Origin of the sequence: Kribbella qitaiheensis, assembly GCF_042657745.1 — a bacterium.
Classification (GTDB): domain Bacteria; phylum Actinomycetota; class Actinomycetes; order Propionibacteriales; family Kribbellaceae; genus Kribbella; species Kribbella qitaiheensis.
Genome location: NZ_JBHSKE010000079.1, coordinates 24,197 through 50,114 on the forward strand (window position 1 = coordinate 24,197; position 25,918 = coordinate 50,114).

At 68.5% G+C, this 25,918-nt stretch carries 20 protein-coding genes; 12 read left to right on the forward strand and 8 right to left on the reverse strand.

Annotation, left to right across the window (positions count from 1 at the left end; all coding sequences use genetic code 11):
* Nucleotides 1–160: 160 nt before the first annotated feature.
* From ACFPJ1_RS41150 to ACFPJ1_RS41175, 5 genes are all read left to right on the forward strand, one after another.
* Nucleotides 161–1,402 (forward strand): branched-chain amino acid ABC transporter substrate-binding protein, encoded by a 1,242-nt coding sequence (locus ACFPJ1_RS41150; RefSeq protein WP_380111834.1) that lies wholly within the window; start codon nt 161–163, stop codon nt 1,400–1,402.
* 76 nt (nt 1,403–1,478) lie between these two features.
* Complete coding sequence (locus ACFPJ1_RS41160; RefSeq protein WP_465261107.1) at nt 1,479–2,795, forward strand: branched-chain amino acid ABC transporter permease; 1,317 nt, start codon at nt 1,479–1,481, stop codon at nt 2,793–2,795.
* Nucleotides 2,792–4,477 (forward strand): branched-chain amino acid ABC transporter permease, encoded by a 1,686-nt coding sequence (locus ACFPJ1_RS41165; protein ID WP_380111835.1) that lies wholly within the window; start codon nt 2,792–2,794, stop codon nt 4,475–4,477. The genes ACFPJ1_RS41160 and ACFPJ1_RS41165 overlap by 4 nt, the downstream gene beginning before the upstream one ends.
* Nucleotides 4,474–5,349, forward strand: coding sequence for an ABC transporter ATP-binding protein (locus tag ACFPJ1_RS41170; RefSeq protein WP_380111837.1), 876 nt, complete (start codon nt 4,474–4,476; stop codon nt 5,347–5,349). The genes ACFPJ1_RS41165 and ACFPJ1_RS41170 overlap by 4 nt, the downstream gene beginning before the upstream one ends.
* Entirely contained in the window at nt 5,346–6,062 is a 717-nt protein-coding gene (locus tag ACFPJ1_RS41175) for an ABC transporter ATP-binding protein (protein ID WP_380111838.1), read from the forward strand. Before ACFPJ1_RS41170 ends, ACFPJ1_RS41175 begins: the two co-directional genes overlap by 4 nt.
* 74 nt (nt 6,063–6,136) lie before the next feature.
* Here the strand turns inward: ACFPJ1_RS41175 and ACFPJ1_RS41180 are convergent, their stop codons facing one another.
* A complete protein-coding gene (locus ACFPJ1_RS41180) occupies nt 6,137–6,877 on the reverse strand; it encodes a DUF554 domain-containing protein (RefSeq protein ID WP_380111839.1) in 741 nt (246 codons plus the stop codon).
* Nucleotides 6,878–7,040: 163 nt separating this feature from the next.
* Here ACFPJ1_RS41180 and ACFPJ1_RS41185 point away from each other — a divergent pair, with 163 nt between their 5' ends.
* Nucleotides 7,041–7,793 carry a GNAT family N-acetyltransferase gene (locus ACFPJ1_RS41185; protein ID WP_380111840.1) on the forward strand — a complete coding sequence of 251 codons (753 nt, stop codon included), beginning with the start codon at nt 7,041–7,043 and terminating at the stop codon, nt 7,791–7,793.
* Here ACFPJ1_RS41185 and ACFPJ1_RS41190 read toward each other — a convergent pair.
* On the reverse strand, nt 7,756–8,184 hold the full coding sequence (locus ACFPJ1_RS41190) for a hotdog fold thioesterase (protein WP_132188215.1): 429 nt from the start codon (nt 8,182–8,184) through the stop codon (nt 7,756–7,758). The genes ACFPJ1_RS41185 and ACFPJ1_RS41190 overlap by 38 nt on opposite strands.
* Before the next feature lie 128 nt (nt 8,185–8,312).
* On the opposite strand from ACFPJ1_RS41190, the gene polA reads away from it, so the two are divergent.
* Nucleotides 8,313–11,024, forward strand: coding sequence for a DNA polymerase I (polA, locus tag ACFPJ1_RS41195; RefSeq protein ID WP_380111933.1), 2,712 nt, complete (start codon nt 8,313–8,315; stop codon nt 11,022–11,024).
* Between the two features lie 6 nt (nt 11,025–11,030).
* Here polA and ACFPJ1_RS41200 read toward each other — a convergent pair whose 3' ends face one another.
* The gene (locus ACFPJ1_RS41200; protein ID WP_380111841.1) at nt 11,031–11,510 is read right to left on the reverse strand and encodes an NUDIX hydrolase; all 480 of its coding nucleotides are present in this window, start codon (nt 11,508–11,510) and stop codon (nt 11,031–11,033) included.
* 59 nt (nt 11,511–11,569) lie between these two features.
* Nucleotides 11,570–12,832, reverse strand: a complete 1,263-nt coding sequence (locus ACFPJ1_RS41205; RefSeq protein ID WP_380111842.1) for a lipopolysaccharide biosynthesis protein — start codon at nt 12,830–12,832, stop codon at nt 11,570–11,572.
* 74 nt (nt 12,833–12,906) lie between these two features.
* Here ACFPJ1_RS41205 and ACFPJ1_RS41210 point away from each other — a divergent pair, with 74 nt between their 5' ends.
* Both ACFPJ1_RS41210 and ACFPJ1_RS41215 read left to right on the forward strand, forming a co-directional pair.
* Nucleotides 12,907–14,601, forward strand: a complete 1,695-nt coding sequence (locus ACFPJ1_RS41210; RefSeq protein ID WP_380111843.1) for an MmpA family trehalose lipid delivery protein — start codon at nt 12,907–12,909, stop codon at nt 14,599–14,601.
* Between the two features lie 59 nt (nt 14,602–14,660).
* Nucleotides 14,661–14,825, forward strand: coding sequence for a DUF2613 family protein (locus tag ACFPJ1_RS41215; protein WP_132188219.1), 165 nt, complete (start codon nt 14,661–14,663; stop codon nt 14,823–14,825).
* A gap of 28 nt (nt 14,826–14,853) precedes the next feature.
* Here ACFPJ1_RS41215 and ACFPJ1_RS41220 read toward each other — a convergent pair whose 3' ends face one another.
* Nucleotides 14,854–16,017, reverse strand: a complete 1,164-nt coding sequence (locus ACFPJ1_RS41220) for a glycosyltransferase family 4 protein (protein WP_380111844.1) — start codon at nt 16,015–16,017, stop codon at nt 14,854–14,856.
* Nucleotides 16,018–16,134: 117 nt separating this feature from the next.
* Here ACFPJ1_RS41220 and ACFPJ1_RS41225 point away from each other — a divergent pair, with 117 nt between their 5' ends.
* Entirely contained in the window at nt 16,135–16,893 is a 759-nt protein-coding gene (locus tag ACFPJ1_RS41225) for a class I SAM-dependent methyltransferase (RefSeq protein WP_380111845.1), read from the forward strand.
* Nucleotides 16,890–20,954, forward strand: coding sequence for an alpha-(1->3)-arabinofuranosyltransferase (locus tag ACFPJ1_RS41230; protein WP_380111847.1), 4,065 nt, complete (start codon nt 16,890–16,892; stop codon nt 20,952–20,954). The genes ACFPJ1_RS41225 and ACFPJ1_RS41230 overlap by 4 nt, the downstream gene beginning before the upstream one ends.
* On the opposite strand, the gene ACFPJ1_RS41235 is transcribed toward ACFPJ1_RS41230, so the two are convergent.
* Together ACFPJ1_RS41235 and ACFPJ1_RS41240 are read right to left on the reverse strand one after the other, a co-directional pair.
* Nucleotides 20,843–22,066: an acyltransferase family protein gene (locus ACFPJ1_RS41235; RefSeq protein WP_380111848.1), complete on the reverse strand. Its 1,224-nt coding sequence runs from the start codon at nt 22,064–22,066 to the stop codon at nt 20,843–20,845. The genes ACFPJ1_RS41230 and ACFPJ1_RS41235 overlap by 112 nt on opposite strands.
* Nucleotides 22,063–23,874, reverse strand: a complete 1,812-nt coding sequence (locus ACFPJ1_RS41240) for a hypothetical protein (protein WP_380111849.1) — start codon at nt 23,872–23,874, stop codon at nt 22,063–22,065. Before ACFPJ1_RS41240 ends, ACFPJ1_RS41235 begins: the two co-directional genes overlap by 4 nt.
* Before the next feature lie 112 nt (nt 23,875–23,986).
* Here ACFPJ1_RS41240 and pgfA point away from each other — a divergent pair, with 112 nt between their 5' ends.
* On the forward strand, nt 23,987–25,099 hold the full coding sequence (pgfA, locus tag ACFPJ1_RS41245) for a cell envelope lipid trafficking protein PgfA (RefSeq protein ID WP_380111850.1): 1,113 nt from the start codon (nt 23,987–23,989) through the stop codon (nt 25,097–25,099).
* Nucleotides 25,100–25,121: 22 nt separating this feature from the next.
* Here pgfA and ACFPJ1_RS41250 read toward each other — a convergent pair whose 3' ends face one another.
* A complete protein-coding gene (locus ACFPJ1_RS41250) occupies nt 25,122–25,913 on the reverse strand; it encodes a class I SAM-dependent methyltransferase (RefSeq protein WP_380111851.1) in 792 nt (263 codons plus the stop codon).
* Nucleotides 25,914–25,918: the final 5 nt, after the last annotated feature.

Sequence of the window (25,918 nt, forward strand, 5' to 3'; positions counted from 1 at the left end):
CCGGCGTCGTACAGCTGTCACTTGTGTCCTTGCTACTTACTGGGGTAACGACCTCACAACACACGCTGTGTGCCGTTCGCTTGGAGTGCTTCCGGAGGTCTAACCTGCGGATGCTCGCGGCAATCGCGGGAGTCCGGGGGTTTGCTCGGATTATCCAGACATGGGAGGAACAGTGCACCAGCGTTCCGTAGTACGGGTCGGCGCGTCGCTGATCGTTGCGTCGTTGGCCCTGACTGCCTGCGGTTCACGCAGCGACGACAACGCAGGCGAGGACTCCGGGGGCTCGACGAAGACCGCGAAGATCGGCGTGATCGCGCCTCTGTCCGGAGACCTGTCAGCGCTCGGTCTGGGCATCCAGCACTCGGTCGAGCTGGCCGTGAAGCAGGCCAACGACTCGAACGCGATCCCGGGCTGGAAGCTCGAGGTCGACGCGAAGGACGACGAGGCCAAGCCCGACGTCGGCAAGAACGCCGCCACCGCGCTGTCTTCGGACGCCAACGTGATCGGCGTGGTCGGCACGCTGAACACCAGCGTCAGCCAGCAGGTCCAGCCGGTGCTCGCGCCGAAGAACATCGTCCAGGTCTCGCCGGCCAACACCGGTCCCGGCCTGACCCAGGGCGCCAACTGGCAGACCGACCCGAAGCGGCCGTACCCCACGTACTTCCGTACCTGCACCACGGACGCGGTCCAGGGTCCGTTCGCTGCCCGGTACCTGTACGAGACGGCGAAGATCACCAAGGTCGCCACGATCCACGACAAGAAGGCCTACGGCCAGGGCCTGGTCGGCACCTTCACCGAGGAGTTCAAGAAGCTGGGCGGCCAGATCACCGCGGCCGAGACCATCAACCCGGACGACTCGAACTACCAGGCCGTCATCTCGGCGATCAAGCCGTCCGCGCCGCAGGCTCTCTACTACGGTGGTGAGTACCCGCAGGCCGGTCCGCTCTCGCAGCAGATGAAGGCCGCCGGCCTGAACATCCCGCTGATGGGTGGCGACGGCATCTTCGACCCGAAGTACATCCAGCTGGGCGGCAAGACCAGCGAGACCGACCTGGCCACCTCGGTCGGCGCCCCGGTCGAGGCGCTGGACTCGGCCAAGAAGTTCGTCGCGGACTACAACGCGGCCGGTTACAAGGACCCGTACGCGGCCTACGGCGGTTACTCCTACGACGCGGCGAACTCGATCATCAACGCCCTGAAGGTGTCGCTGAAGGACGCCAAGGACGTCGAGTCCGCGCGTCAGGCGACGGTCGATGCCCTGGGCAAGGTCAGCTTCGACGGAGTCACCGGTAAGGTCGCCTTCGACCAGTACGGTGACACCACCTCCAAGGTCCTGACCGTCTACAAGGTTGCCTCCGGCAAGTGGGCGACCGTGGAGACCAAGGACTTCGAGACCAAGTAGTCGACCTCGTGACTCGGGGGTGGGACGCCGTCCCACCCCCGAGTCATGTCAGAACTGAGGCAGTTGGGAGGTCGACGTGGACCAGTTCTTCCAGCAGCTCGTGAACGGGCTGACTCTCGGATCGCTGTACGCCCTGATCGCGGTCGGGTACACCGTCGTCTACGGCATCGTGCAGCTCATCAACTTCGCCCACGGCGAGGTGTTCATGATCGGTGCGTTCGGCGCACTGACGACGTACCTGTTGTTCTTCAACGGCGACACCAGCGTGTGGATCCTGCCGATCATGATCATCGGCGCCATGATCGCCTCGGTGGGAACCGCCGTGGCGATGGAACGTGTCGCGTACCGTCCCCTGCGGAACGCGCCACGGCTGGCACCGCTGATCACCGCGATCGGCATCTCGGTCTTCCTGCAGGAGTTCATGCGGTTGTTCTACGAGCGCCCGGGCTGGACCGTGCCGGTGATGGCCGCCATCGCGGTCGCCATCGCCTACTGGGTCGGCGCCGGCATGACGGACGTGCCCCTGAACCACCCGATCACCAAGTGGCGTGACCGGTCCCCGCTGCTCACGGCCGCCGCGGTCCCACTGCTGCTCTGGATCGGCGTCCGGCTGGCCGAACGCGACCTCTCGTTCGTGGTCTCGGCCGGCATCGTGGTCGGCGGCCTCGTGCTCGGTACTGCGATCGGCCTGCTGGCGGCTCGCCTGACCGGCGGGGCGGAACGTGCCCGCGCACTGGTCCGCCCGCTGGCCGTGGTCGCCGTGGTGACGGCGGTCCTGCTCGAGGTGTCCTGGCTGATCTTCGAGGGCATCATCGCCAAGGTGGACTGGCCCAGCGCGAAGCAGCGGATCCCGTTCCCGCAGATCGACGTGGTCACCGGGCCTGCCCTCGAGATCGGTGGGGTCACCATCCAGCGGTCGGCGATCTTCACGATCGTGGCGCTGGCGATCTGCTCGGCGCTGCTGTGGTACTTCATCAACCGGACCCGGCTGGGCCGCGGCATGCAGGCGGTGTCCCAGGATCCTGACACCGCCCGGCTGATGGGCATCAACGTCGACCGGATCATCGTTGTCGCGTTCGCGCTCGGCGCCGTGCTGGCCGCGGTCGCGGGTGTCTCGCAGGGCCTGCAGAACAGCAACATCGACTTCCGGATGGGCTTCCTGGCCGGCCTGAAAGCGTTCACGGCCGCGGTGCTGGGCGGGATCGGCAACGTCGCGGGCGCCGTCGTCGGTGGCCTGGTGCTCGGCGTGGTGGAGGCGATGGCCACCCAGTACATCCCCGGTCGGTTCGGTGGTGGTTCCTGGAAGGACGTCTGGGCATTCGTCATCCTGATCCTGGTCCTGGTCTTCAGGCCGCAGGGTCTTCTCGGAGCAAGGGTGGTGGACCGCGCATGAGCGACGACCTGACAACTCCGACCCGCGCGCAGACGATGGCCTGGCCGCTCGGCCTGGCCGGTGTCGCGCTGGTGATCATCGGATCGTTCCTGTCGTGGAGCTTCGACGGCGGGATCCTCGGCGACCTGTCGATCAACTTCTACCCGGGCTCGCTGCAGATCCTCGCGATCATCATGGCCGTGCTCGGTCTGGTGCTGCTGCTGGTGGAGAAGGGCCCACTGAAGAAGCCGCTCGGCCAGTGGCTCGACGCCACCCTCGGCCTGCGGGCGCTCGGCCTCACGCTGACGCTGTACATGGTGCTGGTGCTGATCGCGATCTCGGTCGAGTCCGACGGCCTGATCAACGTCAACCCGGGCGGCTACATCAGCACGGTCGGCGCGATCCTGCTCCTGGTCAGCTCGCGGATGCTGCCGTTGCGGCAGTTGCGGGACCTCAGTCAGGCGAGGCTGCCCGGCTGGGCCGAGATCCTCGCCATCGCGCTGATGATGGCGGCGGTCCTGTTCGGCGCGGCCTACGCGCTAGGCCTGACGGACGCCTGGGCGTTCGTGCTCTGCCTGGTCTTCATCACCGCGGTGATCGCGGTGCTCTTCCGGACCGGCGTGATGCGGTGGTTCGGGCACGTCGCGCAGCGGCACAAGAAGGTGCTGACGCTGGCGGCCTTCGCGGTGGCGTTCTTCTTCCCGTTCACCCAGAACGGCTCTGACGCGAATATGTCGATCGCGACCCAGGTTCTGATCTTCGCGGCCACCGCGATGGGCCTGAACATCGTGGTCGGCCTGGCCGGCCTGCTCGACCTCGGCTATGTCGCCTTCCTCGGCTCCGGCGCGTACGTGGCCGCGATGCTGTCGACCTCGGCGTTCGCGACGATCGACTGGCACCCGCCGTTCCTGGTCGTGATGCTGCTCGGCGCCGGCACGGCCGCCACCCTGGGTCTCATCATCGGTTCGCCGACCCTGCGGGTCTCTGGTGACTACCTGGCCATCGTGACGCTGGGCTTCGGTGAGATCTTCCGGTTGACGATGTTCAACCTGGACGGCACCAACGGCCCGCTGCTGACCAACGGCCCGAACGGCATCCCGGGCATCCCGGAGCTGGAGATCGGCAGCTTCAACTTCGGCGACTCGCACGTCGTCGCCGGGATCGAGCTGGGCCGGTTCGCGAACTACTACTTCCTGCTGCTGCTCCTGCTCGCCTTCGTCATCCTGGTCTTCGCCCGGCTGAACGACAGCCGGATCGGCCGTGGCTGGGTGGCCATCCGCGAGGACGAGAAGGCCGCCGAGGCGATGGGCGTCAACGTCTTCGGCCTGAAGATCCTGGCCTTCGTGGTCGGCGCCTTCCTGGCCGGTCTGGCCGGCACCATCAAGGCTCACCAGGACGTTGCCGTCAGCCCTGACCAGTTCATCTTCCTGGAGTCGGCGTTCCTGCTCGCGGCGATCGTGCTGGGCGGTATGGGTACCATCGCAGGTGTCCTGCTGGGTGCGACGATCCTGAAGCTGCTGCCGGAGAAGCTGCGGTTCTTCTCGGAGTACCGGCTGTTGCTGTTCGGTCTGCTGCTGGTGCTGATGATGCGGTTCCGGCCGGAGGGTCTGGTCGCGAGCAAACGCCGGCAGCTCGAGTTCCACGAAGAGGACGAGGAGCTCGCGGTGGCCATCGAGAGCGAACTGGTCGAGGAGGCGAAATGACCGTCACGGACACGACTGCGACGCCGGCCCCGGTCTTCGGCGCACCGGTGCTGGAGGCTTCCGGGGTGACCATGCGATTCGGTGGTCTGCTGGCGGTCAACGACGTCAACCTGAGCGTCCACGAGGGCGAGATCGTCGGTCTGATCGGCCCGAACGGGGCTGGCAAGACGACCTTCTTCAACTGCCTCACCGGTCTCTACAAGCCGACGGCCGGTGAGGTCCGCTTCGCCGGTACTCCGTTGCCGCCGAAGCCGCGGGCGGTCGTCCAGGCGGGGATGGCGCGGACGTTCCAGAACATCCGGCTGTTCGCCAACATGACGGCGCTGGAGAACGTGATGGTGGGCCGATACTGCCGGACCTCCTCCGGCGCGTTCACGTCGGTGCTGCGCGGGCCGAAGTTCCGGCGCGAGGAGGCGGCCACCCGGACCCGGGCGCAGGAGCTGCTGGACTTCGTCGGCCTCGGCCGGTCGACCGAGCACCTGGCCCGGAACATGCCGTACGGCGACCAGCGGCGGCTCGAGATCGCCCGGGCGCTGGCCACCGAGCCGAAGCTCATCCTGCTGGACGAGCCGACGGCAGGGATGAACCCGCAGGAGACCCGGCAGGCCAGTGACCTGATCTTCAAGATCCGGGACTCGGGGTTGTCGGTGGTGGTGATCGAGCACGACATGCGCTTCATCTTCAACCTGTGCGACCGGGTGCTCTGCCTGGTCCGCGGGGAGACGCTGGTCGAGGGAACCCCCGGCGAGGTGCAGTCCGACCCGCGGGTGATCGAGGCCTACATCGGCACCGGTGAGGACGACGACGAGGACGAGGCCGAGGCCGCCCAGGTCCAGGACACCGCGGTGGCCGACGAGGAGGGCAAGTCATGACCGCCATGCTCGAGATCAAGGACCTGGAAGTTGCCTACGGCAAGATCGTCGCCGTCAAGAAGATCAGCTTCTCGGTGGAGCAGGGCCAGGTCGTCTCGCTGATCGGCACGAACGGCGCCGGCAAGACGACCACGCTGCGGACCATCTCCGGGCTGCTCCGGCCGACCCACGGCGAGATCCTGTTCCAGGGCCAGCGGATCGAACAGACGGCGGCCCACGACATCGTCACGATGGGGCTGGCGCACTGCCCGGAGGGCCGGAAGATCTTCCCCCGACTCTCGGTCGAGGAGAATCTGCTGCTCGGGGCGTTCGCGCGCAACGACCACTCGGCGGTCCGGGCCGACCTGGACGCGGCGTACGAGCTGTTCCCGATCCTGGGGGAGCGGCGCAAGCAGCCGGCCGGCACGTTCTCCGGTGGTGAGCAGCAGATGCTGGCGATGGGCCGGGCGATGATGAGCCGGCCCAAGCTGATGATGCTGGACGAGCCGTCGATGGGGCTGTCGCCGATCATGATGAAGCGGATCATGTCGACGGTCACCGAACTGCAGAAGCAGGGCACCACGATCCTGCTGGTCGAGCAGAACGCCCAGGCCGCGCTGAAGCGGGCGGACTTCGGCTACGTGCTGGAGGTCGGCAAGATCGTGCTGTCCGGCACCGGCCGCGACCTGCTCACCAACGACGAGGTCCGCAAGGCCTACCTCGGCGAGGACTGAGCCACAGCGTCAACGCAAGGAGCCTCGGCTGGAATCCGGCCGAGGCTCCTTGCGTGCGGCAACAACTCCTGCGGTCAGCGTCTGATGACGACGAGGAGTTGGACCAGCAGGGGAGCGACGATCAGGGCCGGCAGGAGGTCCGCTACGGCGATCTGCTTGATCTTGAGCAGGCGGAGGGCCACACCGACCAGCAGCAGGCCCCCAGTGGCCCCCAGAGCCGTTACGTGGGCGTCTGGGAGCACGTCGCCCAGCAGAGCGCCGACCGCCGTCATCAATCCCTGGATGACAAGCACAACGATCGCGGAGGCCGCGACGCCCCAGCCGAGCGAGGCAGCGAAGGCGATTGCCGCGAAACCGTCCAGCACGGACTTGAGGAAAAGCTGGTCCGCACCCCGGCCCAGGCCGTCGGACAGCGCGCCCAGGAACGTCAGCGGGCCGACGCAAAAGACCATCGAGGCGGTGACGAATCCTTCGACGAAGGTGCTCTCGCTGTCGCCTCCGCTGAACCGGTGCTGCATCCAGGCGCCGAATCCCTCCAGCCGCTGCTCGATCCGCAGGATCGAACCGATGATCCCGCCGATCAGCATCGCGCCCAGCACGATCAGTACGGGGGCGCTGTCGCCGACCGCCGCGCTGAGCACCTCGTCGCCGACGGCGAGGGCCGAGGTGATCGCGATCAGCAGCGTCACCAGGCCGAGCGCGTCGGTGACCAGATCACGCGTCCGATGACTCAAACGATGGCCGACGAGCACGCCGAGTACCGAGCCGACGAGGACCGCCGCGACGTTGACGACGGTGCCGATTCCGATGAACAAACCCTGGTCTCCGATCGCCGGCTGTGTCAGCCGGTGTGGCGGTCGTGTGCAGGGCGAGTCACTGCTTTGCAAGTGACCCCGGAAGCCCTACTGTTGCGCGGGGATGAGCGTATCGGCTCGTCTGTTCACCTCGGGGGTGGATCAGAATCTAGGAGGGGCCGACGTGGCACCAGTCATCGAGGTGCGCGACGCCCGTCCCGACGACGCCGACACTTTGGTGATGCTCTGGCGTGAGCTGGCGACCGGTACCGGGCACCAGGCCCGGCTGCTGGCGGCGCCGTCCGCGGAGTCCGCCCGGGCCGCGGTGGCGAGACATCGGGACGACCCGTCGGGCCGGCTCATCGTCGGCGAGATCGACGGCGTGCTGGGCGGGATGGCTTATCTGCGGCAGACGCCGCTCAGCCCGCTGCACGACGAGACCACCGTGATGGTGGAGTACCTGCACGTCAGCGACCATGCCCGCCGGCACGGCCTGGGCAAGGCCCTGATGGCGGAGGCCGCGTCGTGGGCCGAGCACGGGAATTGCCCGCACCTGGCGGTGCTCGCCCCACCGGTCGCGCGGGAAGCGAACAGGTTCCTTGCGCGGTTGGGACTCGGACAGGCCGGCATGGTGCGATTCGCGAGCACTCACACTGTTCGCCGTCGCCTGGCCGCGGAGCACGCGCCGAACATGCTCGGCCTGCTCTCGTCGCGGCGCTCGGTGATCGCCCGCCGGGCCCAGTTGCCCCGCTCGCCGCTGGTCGAGGACCCGTCGTACGCCGACGCGTCGTACGGGGATCCCCAGTACGACGAGGCGCAGTACGAGGACCAGCAGTACGACGGTCCGCAGTACGGGGCGAACGGGTTCGACGATCCGGCCTACGAGAAGCTGGAGGAGCTCAGGCTCCCGGCGGAACCTGAATCAGCTGGCACGTGATCCGGGCGGTGCAGACCCGCTTCTCGCGCTCGTCGGTGATGACGATCTCGTACGACGTGGTCGTGCGGCCGAGGTAGATCGGGGTAGCGACGCCGGTGACGACGCCTTCGCGGACGGCGCGGTGGTGGGTGGCGTTGATGTCGACGCCGACCGCGACCTTGCCGTAGCCGGCGGCGTGCAGCGCTGAGCCGATGGAGCCGAGGCTCTCCGCGAGCACGCAGGAGGCGCCGCCGTGCAGCAGCCCGTACGGCTGGACGTTGCCCTTCACCGGCATCGTCGCGACGACCCGCTCGGGGCTCGCCTCGGTGACAACGATGCCCATCAGTTCGAGCAGCGTGCCCTCGGTCGCCATCCCCGCCGGAAGCTCCGCCGCGGCCTTCTCGTCACTCACAGGGGTCTCCTCCGGGGTCGCACGACATGTCGTTTGGAAGACTACGTGAGCCCCAGCGTGCGCGTGTCAGAACTGTCGGCGGGACCCACTAGAGTCGGTACGTGGCTCCTGAAACAGACTCCTCGACGATGACCAAGGACCCGGGCACGGTGACCGGCGGCGGCACCGGCCGGCCGCGGATCCTGCTGCTGGACGGGCACTCGCTCGCCTACCGGGCGTTCTTCGCGCTGCCGGTGGAGAACTTCTCCACCACCACGGGTCAGCACACCAACGCGGTGTACGGGTTCACCTCGATGCTGATCAACATGCTGCGCGACGAGCAGCCGACGCACATCTGCGTGGCGTTCGACGTGTCCCGCAAGACCTTCCGCTCCGAGCAGTACACGGAGTACAAGGCCGGCCGGTCGAAGTCACCGGACGAGTTCAAGGGGCAGGTCTCGCTGGTCAAGGAGGTGCTGGAGGCGCTGCGCATCCCGACCACCGAGATCGACGGGTGGGAGGCCGACGACATCATCGCGACCCTGGCCACCCAGGCCGACGAGCAGGGCTTCGAGGTGCTGATCAGCAGCGGCGATCGCGACTCGTTCCAGCTGATCAACGACAACATCACCGTGCTGTACCCCAAGCGCGGCGTCTCCGAGATCGCCCGGATGGACCCGGCGGCCGTCGAGGCGAAGTACGGCATCCCGCCGCGGCTGTATCCGGATCTCGCCGCGCTGGTTGGGGAGAAGAGCGACAACCTGCCCGGAGTGCCGGGAGTCGGCGACAAGACCGCGGCGAAGTGGCTGAACCAGTTCGGCTCGCTGAACGACGTGATCGACCGGGTCAACGAGATCAAGGGCAAGGCCGGTGAGTCGCTGCGCGAGCACCTGTCCGACGTGATCCGCAACCGCCAGATCAACGAACTGGTCCGCGACCTGACCCTGGACGTGGCGGTCGACGACCTGGTCCGGCACCCGTGGGACCGGGACAAGGTGCACACGCTCTTCGACAGCTTGGAGTTCCGCGTACTGCGCGAGCGGCTGGTCGCTGAGCACGAGCAAGTCGAGGAGACCATCGAGGAAGGGTTCGACCTCGAGGGTGCCCAGCTGAAGCCCGGCGAGGTCGCGGCCTGGCTGAAGGAGCACGTGTCCACGGGCGCGCGGACCGGTGTCGCCGTGCAGGGCAGCTGGGGCCGGGGGACCGGCGAGATCACCGGCCTGGCGCTGGCCACGTCGACCGGCGCGGCCGCCTGGTTCGACCCGACAATGCTGACGCCGGACGACGATTCCGCCTGGCAGGCGTGGCTCGCGGATCCCGAGCAGCCGAAGGCGCTGCAGGACGCGAAGGGCCCGCTGCTCGGATTCCTCGAGCGCGGCTGGACGCTGGCCGGACTCACCTCGGACACCCAACTGAGCGCGTACCTGGTCCGCCCGGATCAGCGGTCGTACGACCTTGCCGACCTGACGGTGCGTTACCTGCGGCGGGAACTGCGCAACGAGGAGGCCGACAACGGCCAGCTCAGCTTCGACGACGTCGAGGGCGGCCCGGCCGCGGACGCGACGATGCTGCGCGCCCGGGCGATCGCCGACCTCGCCGACACCCTCGACGCCGAGCTGGAGAAGCAGGCCGGTACTGCGCTGCTGGCCGACGTGGAGCTGCCGCTGATCGACGTGATCGCCGGGATGGAGCGGGACGGGATCGCCGTCGACCGGCCGTACCTGGAGGAGCTCGAAGAACGGTTCGCTACCGGCGTGCGGGAGGCGGCCGCCGCGGCGTACGAGGTGATCGGCAAGGAGATCAACCTCGGCTCGCCCAAGCAGCTGCAGGTGGTGCTGTTCGACGAGCTGCAGATGCCGAAGACCAAGCGCACCAAGACCGGGTACACCACGGACGCGGACTCGCTGCAGTCGCTGTACGAGAAGACCGAGCATCCGTTCCTGGCCTACCTGCTCGCGCACCGGGACGCGACCCGGCTGCGGCAGACCGTCGAGGGGCTGCTGAAGACGATCAGCCCGACGGACGCGCGGATCCACACCACGTTCAACCAGACGATCGCGGCGACCGGGCGGCTCAGCTCGACCGACCCGAACCTGCAGAACATCCCGATCCGGACCGAGGAGGGTCGCCGGATCCGCGAGGCGTTCATGGTCGGCGAAGGGTTCGAGGCGCTGATGTCAGCCGACTACAGCCAGATCGAGATGCGGATCATGGCGCACGTGTCGGAGGACGAGGGCCTGATCGACGCCTTCAACTCCGGGATGGACTTCCACTCGGTGACCGCCGCGCGGGTCTTCTCGGTGGAGCCTGCCGAGGTGACGCAGGAGATGCGCGCCAAGATCAAGGCGATGAACTATGGCCTGGCGTACGGGCTGTCGGCGTACGGGCTGAGCCAGCAGCTGAAGATCGGCGTGGACGAGGCCAAGGGCCTGATGGACGAGTACTTCGAGCGCTTCGGCGGCGTCCGCGACTACCTGCGCAGCATCGTTGGCGAGGCGAGCAAGAGCGGCTATACCGAGACCATCCTCGGTCGCCGGCGCTACCTGCCGGACCTGACCAGTGACAACCGCCAGCGGCGCGAGATGGCCGAGCGGATGGCGCTGAACGCCCCGATCCAGGGATCGGCCGCGGACGTGATCAAGATGGCGATGCTCAAGGTGGACGCGTCACTGCGCTCCTCCGGCCTCAAGTCGCGGATGCTCCTGCAGGTGCACGATGAACTGGTCTTCGAGATCGCCCCGGGCGAGCGCGAGGCACTGGAGGAACTGGTCCGCCGCGACATGGGCGCCGCCGTCGAGATGGCCGTGCCGCTCGACGTCTCGGTCGGCGTCGGCCGCACCTGGCACGAGGCCGCCCACTAAGGGGCCTCAGTCTTCGGACCGCACGTAGATCGGCAGCGGATCGGGGGAGAGGGCGTTCGCGATGGACTCCCGCTCCCGGTCCGTGAGGTCCGGCATGTCGCTCAGCGGCCACCAGCGGACGTCGAGGGACTCGTCGTCGTTGACCCGCGGTTCGCCCCGGAGCGGGCGGCACCGGAAGCACAGGTCGAGGAACTGGACCTGGTCGCCGTTCGGGTAGCTCGCCGGCGGCAGTGACTCGATGCTGACCAAGCGGTCGATCGCGGCCTCGACCGCGGTCTCTTCCTGGATCTCGCGGAGCAGGCCGACGGCGGGCTGCTCACCCGGCTCGAGGATGCCGCCGATCAGGCTCCACCGGCCATTGTCGACGCGCCGTACCAGCAGGATCTCGTCGTGCTTGTTGAGGATCACGCCGGTGAGGCCGGTCAGCCAGAGCAGGTCGTGTCCGACCTTCTCGCGCAGCTCGAGGATGAACTCCGGAGTCGCCATAACCGCGACCCTATGTGACAGCCTGAGCGCGCCGCCGACCTCGCCCGAAGAAGACCGCCTCAGTCGCTGTCGGCCGTCTGCTTGTGCAGTCCGGCAGCCAGGGCGGCCGACAGCGCCAGAGCGCAGGTCGCGGTCATCGCGGCGAGCACCTTGACCGCGGTCATGCCGGTGGCGATGTCGAGCCCGAGGATGATCAGCGCGGCCACTACCAGAGCGGCCAGGCCGATCCAGATCACCAGCGCCGCACGCTTCTCCGGCTGCGCGATCGCGGCGTACACGACCAGTTGCAGTACGGCGTACGAGGAGCCGGCGAGGGCGAAGATCCAGGCGTACGAGCCGAGCGCGGCGTAGTTCTCCTTGCCACCGGCCACCGTCACCACCAGGTCGGGGAGCAGGAGTGCGCCGAGCACGCAGCAGACCCCGAGCGCGGCCACCGCCTGGATCGCCCGGCGGAGTCGCAGGGTGTCGCCGGGGGAGTTGGCCAACGAGGGGAACACGATCACGATGACGAACTGCGGCAGGAACAGGCACGCCTTCGCCACGATTACGCCGGCCGCGTAGTACCCGCTGTGCTGGCCGTCCATCAGGCTGCGCGCCAGGAGCACGTCGACGTTGGCGATGGCGAAGAAGGCGAGCAGGGTGTGCGTGCCGTGCACCGCCTCCCGCAGTACCTGCTTCACCTGCTCCGGCGTGCCGCCGCTCGAGCCGCGCAGCAGGAAGGTGCCCAGCAGCGGCGGTACCGCGGCGCCGAGCGCCAGCCCGATCATGGCTGAGGTGAGGGAGGGGTGGATCGCCAGAGCGCCGGCGCCGAAGAGGAACCGGCCGACCCCGACAGCGGTGTAGAGGGCCGCCAGTTCGGTCCAGTTCTTGCCGCCCTGCAGCACGCCGAGCTGGGACCCCATGATGCTGAGGCAGCCGAGAGTGGGCGCCAGGAGCAGGACGGCGATCAGCGAATCGATGTGCAGCAGCCACATCAAAAGCGGAGTGGCGACCAGGCACACTGCGGTCAGCGCGAGCGCGGCACGACGGCCTGCCTTCAGCAAGGAGTCGGCCAGCGCGGCCTGGCCCGGACCGGTGTGCGTGGCGATCCGCCGGGCGCCGGACGCCTGCAGCCCGAGCGGCACCACGTTGCCGATCAGGAGCAGGCCGAGCAGAGCGATGACCGCGCTGAACTGCTCCGGCGCTAGCTTGTGGACCGCAAAGATGGTGAAACCGTAGGCGCCGACGTTCATGATGGCCATGCCGACCGCTACCACGGTCGCGCTGCCCAGGAAGGTCAGTTTCGGCGCGGGGGGCTGGCCGGGCGTCGTCTCAGAGGTCATGCGGCTTCTGTTCTGCTGGCGGTTCAACGGATCGCGGGTAGGTTTCGCTGGAACAGTACTGCGAGGAGGTAGGCGTGGAGGGGGGATCCGCCCGGCCGGCCCGGTTCTTGCCGTGGGCCTGGCCGGTACTGCTCACCGTGTTGATCACCGTGCCGCTGCTCGCTCCTGGTTACGTGGTCGGCTACGACCTGGTGTTCGTGCCGGACCTCACGCTACGGCTTGATCTGTTCGGAGTCACAACCGCACTGCCGCGCGCCGTGCCCTCAGATGTGCTCGTCGCGGTGCTCGACGAGGTCGCCGGTGGTCAGTTCCTGGACAAGGCCGTCCTCGTCGCCGTGCCGTTGCTGGCCGGCTTCGGGATGACTGTGCTCTGGAGGGAGCTACGGCTCGGCGGCCCGTTGGCAGGCTGCGCCGCGGTGACGCTCTACGTCTGGAATCCATTCGTCGCTGAGCGCCTGCGGCTGGGTGCCTGGGCGCTACTGCTCGGGTACGCCGCGCTGCCGTGGCTGGTCCGTTCGGCGCTGAAGGTACGTCGCGGGGAGGGCTGGGCCGGGTTCCTCCTGGCTTCGGCAGGGTGTGCGCTGACTGCGTCGGGCGGGTTGACCGGACTGCTGGTGGCGGCCTTGATCCTCCTCTGGCCCGGACGTGGCCGCGTATGGCCACTGGCGGGCGCGGCTCTCCTGAATGCGCCGTGGCTCGTCGCCGGGCTGGCACGCTCCTCGGCCGCGACGTCGGACCCTGCGGCGGTCCCGGCCTTCGCCGCGCGTGACGAGGGCTACGGGGGAGTGCTGCCCACTCTGCTGACTCTCGGCGGAGTCTGGAACGCCGATGTGGTCCCGGCCAGTCGCGGTGACCTGGTCCCGCTAGTGCTCGGTTTCGCGATCCTGCTGGTCTCCGTGATCGGCGTGGTGATCTGGTGGCGCCAGGATCGCTTGGCAGTGCCACTCGTCGTGGCGGCTGTCGTCTCCGTCGCTATCGCGATGGCGGGCGTGGTCCTCCCAGACGCCTTCGCGCGGGTGGTCGAGGTGGTCCCGGGCGCCGGGTTGTTCCGCGACGGCCAGCGCTACCTCGGCCCGCTGGTGCTGCTCGAGGCCGTGGGGTTCGGAGCCGCCGTGGCCGCGCTGCTGCGCGTAGTACCGCTGAAGTGGTTGGTCGGGGCGACTGCGGCGTTGATGCCGATCGCGGCGTTGCCCGGGCTGGTCGGCGGCGGGGGGATGAAGGTGTCCGACTACCCGGCCGATTGGGCGCAGGCGCGACAGGTGCTGGCGAGTGACACCCGGCCGGGGGAGTTCATCCCGTGGCCGTTCGAGTCCTACCGGGCGCCGGGGTGGAACGGGCGAAGGCCGGTGCTGGACCCGATGCCGCGGTACTTCAGCAGGCCGTCGATCGTGCCGGACGAGTTGATCGTCGGCGGGCATCGGCTGGCCGGCGAGGACCCGCGGGCGTTGGCGATCGCGACCGCGCTCAGGGCGGCCGCGCGCACCGGCGCCGATCCGACGCCGGTCCTTCTGGAGCAGGGCGTGGGGTGGCTGGTGGTCGACCGCGAGGCCGGAGGCCCGTCACCCCGGGACTTGGTCCCGCAGCTCACCGAAATGTTCAGCGGCCCGTCGGTGACGATCTACCGGGTTCCCGGAACACCTGCGGAACAAGAGGTTCGGCCGTGGGCGGTCATCCTCGTCCTGGCGGCCTGGGCGGCCGCCGGCGCGGTCCTGGTTGCTGCGATACTCGCTCCGATCTTCCGGCGGACAACGGCCCGTTCCAAGCTCTAGCGAAGTTACTGGCCGGTTGTTACCATCCGGTTTACTTGTCGAGGAGGGGACACGCTTTCATGGGAACACTGATCGGTGCTGCGATCGCAGTACTCGCCGGATTGGCCGTTGCCACCACCACCGTCGTGGGGGTCGTGCAGTCGGTCAAGGACGACCCGGCGCCACCTGCCGGCCAGACACAGGGGCAGGCGGACGTTCCGATCGTCAACTACGGGGACAAGTAACCGGATCACCAGCCCTGCACTCAGGGGGCTAGATCTCGAGAGGCCGGCCGGCGTCAGCGCGGGCCGGCTTCTCTGCTGCTCGGCGACCATTCGCGCCTTCGACCACCTGGCCGGTCAGGACGCGGTCCATGCCTCGCACGGTGGTCGACCAGTTGAAGTTGCCCGCGCAGGCGAGGGCCTCGGCCGACAGCCGGCGACGGACCGCCTCGTCCTGCAGCAGCAAGGTGATGGCCGCACGGAACTCGGCCGGGTCGTCCACCAGGAGTCCAGTGCGCCCGTCCTGCACCGACTCGGTCGGACCGCCCGCACTGCGGTACGCGATCGTCGGTACGCCGTGCCCGGCCGCCTCGCCCACCACGAGTCCCCAGCCCTCCTTGAGGCTCGGCAGAGCCAGCACCCACGCCTCGTCGTACGCCGCGTGCTTGTCGGCCTCGCTCACGTGCCCCCGGAACTCCACAGCCTCCTGCAGCCCGCGCTCGGTCACGTACTCGCGCAACGAGTCCTCCCACCAACCAGAGCCGACCACAACCAGCCGGGCCCCGGGCAGTACCTCACGAGCTTCGGCGATCGCGTCGACAGCGTGCTCGATCTGCTTGTGCGGCACGATCCGCCCCACGCACACCACGGTCGGCTGTGCGGCCCGCGGAGCCTGCCTGGCAGGCGCCGGATCAGTCCCGTTGTGCACTACGTCGATGCGTGCGGCATCCACCCCCAGTGCGACTAGTTCGTCGCGTGAGGCCGAGGACACCGTCACGTACCGGCAGTCGCGGTACAGGCGGGGAGCGGCCCGGGACTCGAGCCACCAGCCGAGCCGGCCCTTCCAGCCCGGGTACACCACCTGCCACTGCTCCTGGTGGACGTGGTGCACGAGCACGACCACCCCGGTACGACGTACGAGGCGGGTAAAGAATGGGAGGCCGTTCTGAACGTCCACCACGCGGTCCGGGCGGTGCAGCCAGGTGTGCAGCAGGCCGCGCAGGTACACGGTCACCTTGCTGCCCCTGTAGAGATACCGGACGCCGTGGCGGCGGGCTTCCCGGGGACTGCCCGGGTATGCCGCGCACAGCATGGTGACCGACCAACCCAGTTCTGCAAGGCCTCTGGCGACCTCCTCCACGTACCGCTCGGAGCCACCACCTTCCGGGTTCGTCGTGTCCCGCCAGTTCAGCAACAGCACGGTCTGCTCGCGCACCGTCAATGCCCCACCCTCTACTCAATGCCTTCGGCCCGCCCCCGGGGGATAAGGCCGCGAGGTTACCAGGGAGTAACGATGTCCGCCAGATCTCGCGAAATCGGTTAGGGTCCGCCTGTGTCCGCAGCGATTCCGAGTCCCCGATCCGCCGTCCGGTGGACCGCCGACGTCGGCCGCGTCGTGCGCCTGTTCAAGGCGTTCGGCGTGGAGCAGACCGACCCGGATCTCTTCTACGGAACGCTCGCCGACGACTCCGTCGGCCAACTCTCCGAGTACGCCGACCTGCGCGGCGCACGGATGCTCGACGTCGGCGGCGGGCCCGGGTACTTCGCCGACGCCTTCCGCGCAGCGGGTGCGACGTACTACGCGATCGACTCCGATCTCGGCGAGCTTAGTGGCCGAGGTGAACCTGTGGAGGGGACCGTCCTCGGCAGCGGTATGGCGCTGCCGGTCGGGGACGCCCAGGTCGACATCTGCTTCTCGTCGAACGTGCTCGAACACGTCCCCGATCCCTGGCTGATGGCTGACGAGCTGGTTCGCGTCACCCGGCCCGGCGGGACGATCTTCCTGTCGTACACGGGCTGGTGGGGCCTGCACGGTGGTCACGAGACAGCCCCCTGGCACTTCCTCGGCGGCCATCGCGCCGCCCGGCGGTACGAACGGCGCCAGGGCCACCCGCCGAAGAACAAGTTCGGCGAATCGCTCTTCCCGATCACCGTGGCCGGCGGACTCCGCTGGGCCCGAGCCTGCGCCGATGCCGACCTGGTGGCCGCCCTGCCGCGCTACCACCCGCGCTGGGCGTACGGCGTACTGGCTGTTCCCGGGGTGCGGGAGTTCGCGACCTGGAACCTCGTCCTGGTGCTCCGGCGCCGATGAAGACGGCCGACAGGGAGCGGGTGGTCTGGCGGACGAGGCTGGTGCTCGGCTGCCTCGTCCTGATCGCCCTGTGCTTCCACCAGGCTCCCGGCAAGATCGTGCCGGACACCAAGCTCGACCTGACCGCCGGACCGGGTGCCTTCCTGGCTCGCTCCCTGCACCTGTGGGATCCCCAGGGCGCCTTCGGTCAACTGCAGAACCAGGCCTACGGCTACCTGCTGCCTATGGGTCCGTTCCACTGGCTGCTGGACGCGTTGTCCGTGCCCGGCTGGGTCACGCAGCGGCTGTGGTGGTCACTGGTGTTGTGCGTGGCCTTCCTCGGCGTGTGGAAGCTCTGCGGCGCTCTCGGGTACGGCGCTCCCTGGGCTCGCTTCGTCGTGGCGATGCTGTACGCGTTGAGTCCACGGATGCTCGGTGAGGTGGCGATCACCTCCATCGAGGTCTGGCCGCTCGCGATGGCGCCCTGGGTGTTGCTGCCGCTGGTGACTCCGCGAGCGCGCTCCGGCTGGTGGCGAGTCGGTTGGTCCGCAGTGGCCTTCGGCCTTGTCGGCGGCGTGAACGCGGTAGCGACAGGAGCCACGCTGATCCTGCCCGCGCTGTGGCTGATCACGCGACGGCTGGACAGGTCGACGCTGAAGCTCGCGGTCGCCTGGTTCGGCTGTGTGGTGGCGGTGTCGTTCTGGTGGTTGGTGCCGCTGGTACTGCTCGGCCGCTACAGCCCGCCCTTCCTCGACTGGATCGAGAACGCCGCCATCACCACCGGCACGGCGAGCGTCTTCGAGTCTTTCCGCGGCACGTCGCAGTGGCTGAACTTCCTGACCACCGCCAGCGGTCCGAGCTGGCCCGCGGGCTGGCTGTTCGTGACGCAGCCGGCACTGATCCTCACGACGGCCGCTGTCGCGCTACTCGGGCTGGTCGGCCTGGCGATGGGGTCGCTCAAGCACCGTGGCTTCCTGCAGTTGTCGCTTGTGGTCGGCCTACTCCTGGTGACGCTCGGGCACGTCAGCTCGCCGCTGTCGCCACAGCTGCAGGATCTGCTCGACGGGCCGCTCGCAGCCTTGCGAAACACCCACAAGTTCGAGCTGGTCGTCCGCCTGCCGTTGATGCTTGCTGCGGCTCACGCCCTCACCCGCGTGACCAGCTGGTCGACGGCCCGCGGTGTTCACCGCCGCCTCGTGCCGGTGTTGGCAGCCTTCCTCGTCGTGTCGGTGGCCACGCCTGCGATCTTCGCGCAGCTACCGAGGCCCGAGGGCTACCAGGCGATCCCCGAGCACTGGCGTGCGGCGGCCCGCTGGCTCGACAGTCAGCAGACGAGCGGCAGCGTGCTCGTCGTACCGGCTGCGTCGTTCGCGGACTTCACCTGGGGCTCGACGAAGGACGAGCCCTTCCAGGCTTTGCTGAAACGCCCGATGGCCGTGCGGGACGCAGTACCGCTCGGCTCCGCCGGTACTACGCGCTGGCTGGACGAGGTGGAGCGCCGGCTCGGTACAGGTGTCGGTGACAGGACGCTGCAGCAGACCCTCGCGCGGGCAGGCGTCCGGTATGTCGTCGTGCGGAACGATCTCCGGTACGACGCTCGGGTCAGTCCGACTCTCGCGGTCCATGAGAGCCTGGCCGAGTCCGCCATCAAACGGGTGGCCTCGTTCGGCCCGCTCACGGGCAGCACCATAGAGCAACCCGGGGTGACCCTCGACGGGCGTACCCGGCTGCCCTACCCCAGCGTGGAGATCTACGACGTCGGCACGACGACGACGGCCCGCCTGGTCCCGCAGTCGCAGTTGGTGGAGGTCCGCGGGGCGCCAGAGGACGTGCCGGGTGTCCTAACCGCGCTGGGTGGGGACCGTGAGGCCGTAACCAGCACGGACGCGGCTGGTCGCTTCCATGACCTCCCATTGGTCCAGACGGACGGCATGCAGCGTCGCGAGGTCTCCGTCGGCCGGGCGTCGGACAACTATTCGGCCGTGCTGACCGGCTCCGATCCCGGCACGCTGCGCAGACGAGCTCTCGGGTACGTCGTCGACCCGGCCGCGCTCAGTACTACGAGGACGTGGGCCGACGGACTGGTCGACGTACGGGCGTCGTCGTCCGCGGGCGACGCCAACGCCACGCTGTGGACCGGCCCGGGCAACGGCCCGTTCGCGGCCGTCGACGGTGACCCGTCGAGCCGCTGGATCTCGGGCACGTTCGGCCGCAGCAGTGGCGAGTGGCTCGAGCTCAGCTTCTCGGCGCAGCGTTCGGTGGAGGGTCTGAAGATCCAGTTCTCGCTGGCGGCGCCGACCACCGAGCCGGTACGGACGCTGGAGGTGGAGACCGATGCCGGCTCGTTGACGACCCTGGTGGTCGGCACGAACAAGGCGCAGCACATCCCCACGCCGCCCGGTCGCACCAAACGACTGCGGATCCGCGTCGGTGTGACGGATGGCAAGAATCCGAACGGGGTGTCGATCGCCGAGCTGACCGTGCCCGGTCTCACCCCGGTCAGCCGGCTGGCGGTGCCGTCGGGGCTGGCCCGTCAGCCGGACGCGCTGGTGTTCAGGAATCAGGAGATCGGACGATCGGCCTGCCTGCACGTGGACACCCGTCCGTTGTGCCGGCAGGCGGCCGCCTCGGACTCCGAGGAACCGACGGGCCTCCTGCGCAGTGTGGACCTGCCCGGGGCGGCGTCCTACCGGCTCCAGGGCACCGCGCTTCCCAAGGACGGGACCGCACTCGACCGGCTGCTCGCCACGCCAGGCGCCATCACTGCCTCCGCTTCGTCCCGCGCCGTGGCCGCGCCGGAAGGTCGTCCCGGTACCGCGGTGGACCGCGATCTCGGCACGGGCTGGGTCGCGAACAGCGCCGACCTGCGACCGCGACTGACCCTGAGGTTGCCTCGGGCAAGGAAAGTTCAGGGGTTGCAGTTCCTCACCGATCCCTACCTGGCCGCGTCCCAGCCCGCCAACGTCTCGGTCCGGCTAGACGGTGCCGCTCCGGCGGAGCTCACGGTGGACCCGGAAGGATATGTCAGGTTCCCCGCCCGTGCGGCCAGGTCGATCGAGGTCTTCTTCACCTCGGCCAAGCCGCTGATCGACTTCGACTCGGCCAGCGGGGCTGCCCGGACCGCGCCGGTCGGCGTCTCCGAGATCCGGGTCCTGGGTGCGGACGACCTGCGGAGAGCGTTGGATCCGGACGCCCGCACCGGCGCGTACTGCGGGTTCGGCCCGGCTTTGCGAGTGGACGGAGTCCCGGCTGACACCGAGGTGAAGGCAACCGTGCGAGACGTCCTGCAGCGTCGGCCGGTGACGTTCACCACCTGCGGGGAGCACACAGCGGTTCCCTTGCAGGCCGGGCGGCACAACGTCGATGCGCTGGCTGGAGGCGGCTTCGTGCCGGTGGCGCTCACGCTGACCAGGGCAGGTCTCGCCAGGGCGGCTGTCACGCCGGTGAAGAACGTGGAGGTCTGGCGACCCAACCCCGCCGAGCTGACCATCGAGGTGCCGGCTGCCGAGGAGCAGTCGGTACTGACAGTCGCCCAGAACTACAGCGACGGCTGGGTGGCGTACGACGGCACCGGGCACAAGCTGGCGCCGATTCGGATCGGCGGCTGGCAACAAGGCTGGCTGCTGCCTGCCGGAGCGGAGCAGGTCGTCACTGCGCGGTTCATGCCCGACCGTACGTACCGGGCTGGCCTGCTGGTCGGTCTTGTCGCGATGCTGGCCGTGCTCGCCCTGGCGGTGTTTTTCCGCCATGGATCAAGGTACTCGGGCCACCGGCTCCGGGAGGCACGCAGAGTCAGGCCGTGGGTTGCGGTGGTGTGGGGCCTGGCCGCAGGCACGTTCATGTCCGGCTGGATCGGCCTGGGAGCGGTCATGCTCGCAGCAGCGTGCTCGTGGTTCCTGTCCGACCGACGGATCGCGATGCTCGCGGTGACGGCCGGCGCGGTTCTGGCGGGGACCCTGGTCGCAGTGGTTCAGCCCTGGCCGGCCGGGGGAGCAGGGCTGACCTCGGGTGTCGTCCAGGCGTCTGTCCTGTTCGGCTGCGCGCTGGCCCTCTTGTCCAGGCCTACCGGCGAGACGTCGTAGCTCCTGTCCCGTCGGCCCCGGCGCATGATCGGCCGCTCCAGGCAGTAGTAGCTCACGGCCGCGAGAGCGGCTGACCCGGCCAGGGTAGAGAAGAACAAGAGCGCGAGCTGGCCGTGGAACAGCTCGAAGCCGATCAGTCGCTCGACCAGGCTGAGCACGATCAGGTGGTAGAGGAACACGCCGTACGAGATGTCTCCGGCGATGTGGCCGACCCGTCCACCCAGGACCTTGGCCGTCCTGGCCGTCGGGGTGACCGCGGGCAAGATCACGCACGCGGCGATCGCCGTGTAAAGAAGGCTCTTCGTGAAGGCCTGCCCAGGAGTCGGCGCTATCAGGCTGAACGGACCGGCTACCGGGGTGCTCGCGATCACGAGGAGTGCGACTGCGGCGGCCCAGACCGTACCTGGCAGCTTGGTCAACGTGTCGAGCGCTGACGGGCCGAGCCGCCCACTGCTGCGAGCCACCTGCCACAGGGCGAGGGCCATACCGACTGCGAACCAGCCGAGGTAACCGGGCAACCAGAGCCCGGCGATCGCATGCTTGCCGGCGTTGACTCCGGCCATCCAGGCCGGGCCGAGCAGCGTGAACGTTGCGAGGACAGCGAGCCGCCAACGCACACCGCGCCGAGTCGGGCGCTCGTAGCCGGTCAACAGCTTCGCCAGGATCGGCAGCAACAGGTAGAACACGACCTCCGTTGCCAGGCTCCACAGCTGGGTGAGCCCGTCCGCAGGTGGATCGTGCGCGTAGATCTGGGTCAGCGTGGCATGCCGCAGGTACACCACCCACGACACTGCCCGGTCGTGCGGTACGACGAGAGCGGCGAGCAGTACGACGACCCACAGGGCGGGCAGGATCCGCAGGGCGCGATTGCGCAGGTACGGCAGGACGAGGGGCGGCTCGGTCTCCTCGAACCAGGCGACCACCCAGGGCCGGTAGAGCAGGAACCCGGAGATCGCGAAGAAGATCGCCACTCCGACGTCCAACCGGGCCAGCAGCCCCGAGAACGGGCCGTGCAACGCGTCACCGCTGTGGAAGCCAATGTGCGTGCCGAGGACCGCGAGTGCGCCGACCGCGCGCAGGCCGTCGAGGGCCGGGAACCTGGTTCGTCTCACCTGCTCACCTCCGGCAGTCCGACCTCGATGTGGCCCAGGCAGAGGTTCGTCCCCGGATCCGTCGAACGCAGCCGCACCGCGGTGGCACGGATGTGGTCCGACGGACCGAAGTACATGTCGCCCGGCAAGGCGGCCGGCCAAGTGACGGCCGGCATCGCGGCGACGGAGCCGTTGTCGTCGAGCAGTTCGACCACTAGGTGGTTCTCCCGGTTGGAGAAGTAGCTGATCTCGGCGTACCAGTTGCCGGTGGCAGCTTCGGTCGGGGTGGACCGCAGCGGCAGCGTCACGGGTTCCGTCCCCCGCACGAGCAGATCGCAGATGGTGTTGCCGGTCTTTGGTGGTTCGGCCTGCGACCACACAGTCAGGGTCGCCGGCCGGAACCGGCCGGTGTCATCCGCGATGGACGGCTCGCTGCCGGGTGCCTGTGACTGGAACGGGATGCCGGTCAGCCGCAGCATCGATGAGAGCCGGATGTCGGGCGACAGCAGGCTGACGATCGTCGGTGGCATCGTGGTGTCCCACAGGTTCGCCGTCGGCCCATACCGATCGAGCTCGCCCCGGACGGTCGCGAAGTACGGCTTGGCGGGGTTCTTGGCCCACTGCTCGGCGAAGCCGGTGGCTGTCACCACAGTCCCGGCGAACCAGGCGACCAGGCAACACAGCGCTGCCACCGGCACGAAGCGGGCGAAGACGATGCGCGGCCGGATGGAGGTCGCCGTCAGCACCACGGCCAACGTCAGCGGGATCGAGAGGTCCGACCAGTAGTGGTAGTGCGCGGTGAAGATGCCGCCGAACAACCTGAACCGCCCGTAGGACACCAGCAGCAGGGTCACCAGCACGTAGACGACGACCGATCCCCACAGCAGCAGAGCTCGCCGATCTCGGCGCCAGGCGGTCAGCAGCAGGAAGGCCGCGACAAGCCCACCGAGAACCGAGGCCGCCGCCGGCGGCGTCGCCAGGCCCATCGGGGTGCCGAAGGCGTTCCACTCCCACGGTCCACCGACCAGCGCACCCAGCGGTACGGCGAACGCGCGGCCGGCCAGGTCGAGCAGCTGCCGCGGTTCCGGTAGCCTGCCCGCCGACGGATTGCCGTGCTGCAGATAAACGATGCCAAAGGCAACTACTGGCATCAGTAGCGCGGCCGCGTACGGCAGCGTCCGGCGCAACCACGGCCCGAGCGGCTCAGTCCGCTGATAGAGCGCCAGGGCGACGACAGTGACGAGGATGAGGGCCGACTTCTCCCAGCAGGCCAAGGAGATCAGCAACGAAAGGGGGCCGTAGGCAATCGCCCGGAGCCGGCGGCCGAAATACCAGTCGAGGGTCGCGTGCAGCAGCAACAGACCGAAGACGTGGGCGGGCAGGTTGTTCACGCCGCTGGACAACGACATGAACGAGGGCATGCTCAGCGGGGTCAACGCGTAGAGGAGAGTTCCGGTGACAACCCACCAGCTGGAGCCGAGAAGCCTGAGCAGCAGGAGGCCCATCAGCGTGATCGCCAAGGCCTGCATGATCATCCGCCACGCGATGGTCACGTCCCAGTTCAGCGGAGCCAGCTCGGCGAAGCCGGCGTACACGAAGCGCAGACCCGGCGCGATGTGGTCGTTCACGGGGGTCAGCAGCTCGCGCGGCGCGAAGCCACGGCTGCCCTGCACGAGGAAGTCAAGGTCGTCGCTGAGCCAATAGCCACGTCGCGCCAGCAGGCCGAGCACCCCAGCCTGCACGACGGCGACAGCAACCACCACGCCTCGCAGCACGGCCTGGTGCGGTGGTCGGCGAAGCAGCGCGACTGTACCCCAGATCCCCCTCATGGAGGCGGACTATATGACAGTTCGGCCACTGCCGGATTTTGTCGCCCCCGTTCTCTGTTCAAGCGTCCCTACTCGCTGGTAGCGTCCCGCGGACAGACCGGGAGGGGTTGTTGTGGGGAATCGCAGTCGTGCACTGGTGATCGCGCTGGGCATCTTCTTCGTCGGCGTTGCCGCGCTGGCGAAGTTCTACGCGTATCCGACGCTCGCCGTCGCACCTTCCGACCAGGTCGCGCACACGGTGTCGGTGGGCAAGGACGCCACCATCTTCAGCGTGGCTGACCTGGCGGAGAAGAAGAACGTCGACCTGTACTCGCGCCGGACCGTCCGGGGCGACGTGGTCGCGGCCGAGAAGATCAGCAAGGCACTGAATCGCAAGGTGGTGGTGTTCGACACCGCCGTGGTGACGGACACGGAGAAGGACTACCAGTTCCCCGAGTCCGCGAGTGACACCGCGAAGGCGCCGCTGAGCTTCGTGCAGGAACGGGTCGTGCTGGACGCGACCACGGGCGAGTCGGTGCGCTGGAACCCGGACGCCTCGAAGGACAACAGCGGGGAGTACATCACCACCACGCTGAGGAAGGAGGACCGGCTGACGCCCAAGGAGGACAGCCCGTTCTTCAAAGGACACCAGGGTCTGGTGCTGAAGTTCCCGTTCGGCACCGAGAAGAAGCGGTACCAGTTCTGGGACACCACCACGCGCAAGGCGTACCCGATCGACTTCAAGGAAGAGACCAAACTCAACGGTCTCACCGTGTACCGCTTCGAGCAGGATGTGCCCAAGCAGGACCTGCCGTTGGCCACCCCGCTGATGGTGCCGGGCAACCTCGTCGGTGAGCCCGGGATGGACTCGGTCGAGGTCCAGCGCAGCTACCAGAACACCCGGACGCTGTGGATCGAGCCGGTCACCGGCGCGATCATCAAGGGCCGGGAGCAGCAACTCGCCTCGCTCAGCTACAACGGCGAGGCGAAGGTCACCGCGACCCAGGTGCAGATCGAGTACGACGCGGACACGGTGAAGAAGAACGTCGAGGGCGCCAAGGAGAACGGTGTCGACGAGGGCGGCTACAAGGCGAAGGCCGCGCAGTTGCACGCGATCGGCTTCTGGGTGCCGCTCGTCTCGCTGATCATCGGCCTGCTGTTGCTGGGCGTGGTCGTGTTCTTCCAGCTCCGTCCGCGGCGGGCCGCCGAGCCGGACGACTCTTCGGAGCCGGCGGAGTCCGTCTGACCCGTTCAGGGTCGGTGGCGGTTCAGGGTTTGTGGGCCGACCAGATCGCGGTGCCTGGAACCAGGCGGCCGCGGTCTGGTCCCCACCCACCCCAGACCTGGTCGTGCCCGGCCGGCCACTCGGGTTCGAGCAGATCGTCGATGACCAGGCCGGCGCCGGTGAGCGCCCGGACCCAGTCGCCGGTGGTGCGATGGTGCTCGGCGTAGATCGCGGTGCCGTGGTCGTCCACCTCGACGTACGGCGTCCGGTCGAAGTACGACTGGGTGATCCGCAGGCCGGTCGGCGTCGGGTCGTCCGGCATGCTCCACCGGATCGGGTGCGTCACCGAGAACACGAGTAGTCCGCCGGGCTTCAAGGTCCGGGCGATCTCCCGGAGTGCGGCTTCCGCGTCGGCGACGAACGGGAGCGCGCCGAACGCCGAGCACACGATGTCGAAGGCGCCGTCCTTGAACGGGATGGCCATCGCATCGGCAGCAACAGTCCGTACTGCGGTGCCGGTGCGGAGGTCGAGCTCGTGCGCGATGCGGAGTTGTTCGACGGAGATGTCGAAGGCAACCGTGTTCGCGCCTTGGCCGACGAGCCACCGGGAGCACTGGGCGGCGCCACAGCCGACCTCGAGGATGCGCTTGCCGCGGACCTTGCCTAGGAGCTGGGCGGTTGCTTCGTCCACACCCTCGGGGCACCAGATGAACTTGTCGTCGCCGAGGAACGCGCCGTGCTCCTCGAGATACTCGTCGGCGGCCGAGTCCCAGTAGGTCCGGCTGGCCCTCGAGGTCTCCGGCTCGCTCAACTCCACCCGCCGCGGCTCCACCACCGCAT

What these genes read in the sequence shown, in the direction of transcription:
- ACFPJ1_RS41240 (WP_380111849.1), bottom strand. Translation starts at nt 23,874, where the DNA reads ATGAGGGGGATCTGGGGTACAGTCGCGCTGCTTCGCCGACCACCGCAC.
- ACFPJ1_RS41205 (WP_380111842.1), bottom strand. Translation starts at nt 12,832, where the DNA reads ATGACCTCTGAGACGACGCCCGGCCAGCCCCCCGCGCCGAAACTGACC.
- ACFPJ1_RS41175 (WP_380111838.1), top strand. Translation starts at nt 5,346, where the DNA reads ATGACCGCCATGCTCGAGATCAAGGACCTGGAAGTTGCCTACGGCAAG.
- ACFPJ1_RS41150 (WP_380111834.1), top strand. Translation starts at nt 161, where the DNA reads ATGGGAGGAACAGTGCACCAGCGTTCCGTAGTACGGGTCGGCGCGTCG.
- ACFPJ1_RS41230 (WP_380111847.1), top strand. Translation starts at nt 16,890, where the DNA reads ATGAAGACGGCCGACAGGGAGCGGGTGGTCTGGCGGACGAGGCTGGTG.
- ACFPJ1_RS41165 (WP_380111835.1), top strand. Translation starts at nt 2,792, where the DNA reads ATGAGCGACGACCTGACAACTCCGACCCGCGCGCAGACGATGGCCTGG.
- polA (WP_380111933.1), top strand. Translation starts at nt 8,313, where the DNA reads ATGACCAAGGACCCGGGCACGGTGACCGGCGGCGGCACCGGCCGGCCG.
- ACFPJ1_RS41215 (WP_132188219.1), top strand. Translation starts at nt 14,661, where the DNA reads ATGGGAACACTGATCGGTGCTGCGATCGCAGTACTCGCCGGATTGGCC.
- ACFPJ1_RS41170 (WP_380111837.1), top strand. Translation starts at nt 4,474, where the DNA reads ATGACCGTCACGGACACGACTGCGACGCCGGCCCCGGTCTTCGGCGCA.
- ACFPJ1_RS41200 (WP_380111841.1), bottom strand. Translation starts at nt 11,510, where the DNA reads ATGGCGACTCCGGAGTTCATCCTCGAGCTGCGCGAGAAGGTCGGACAC.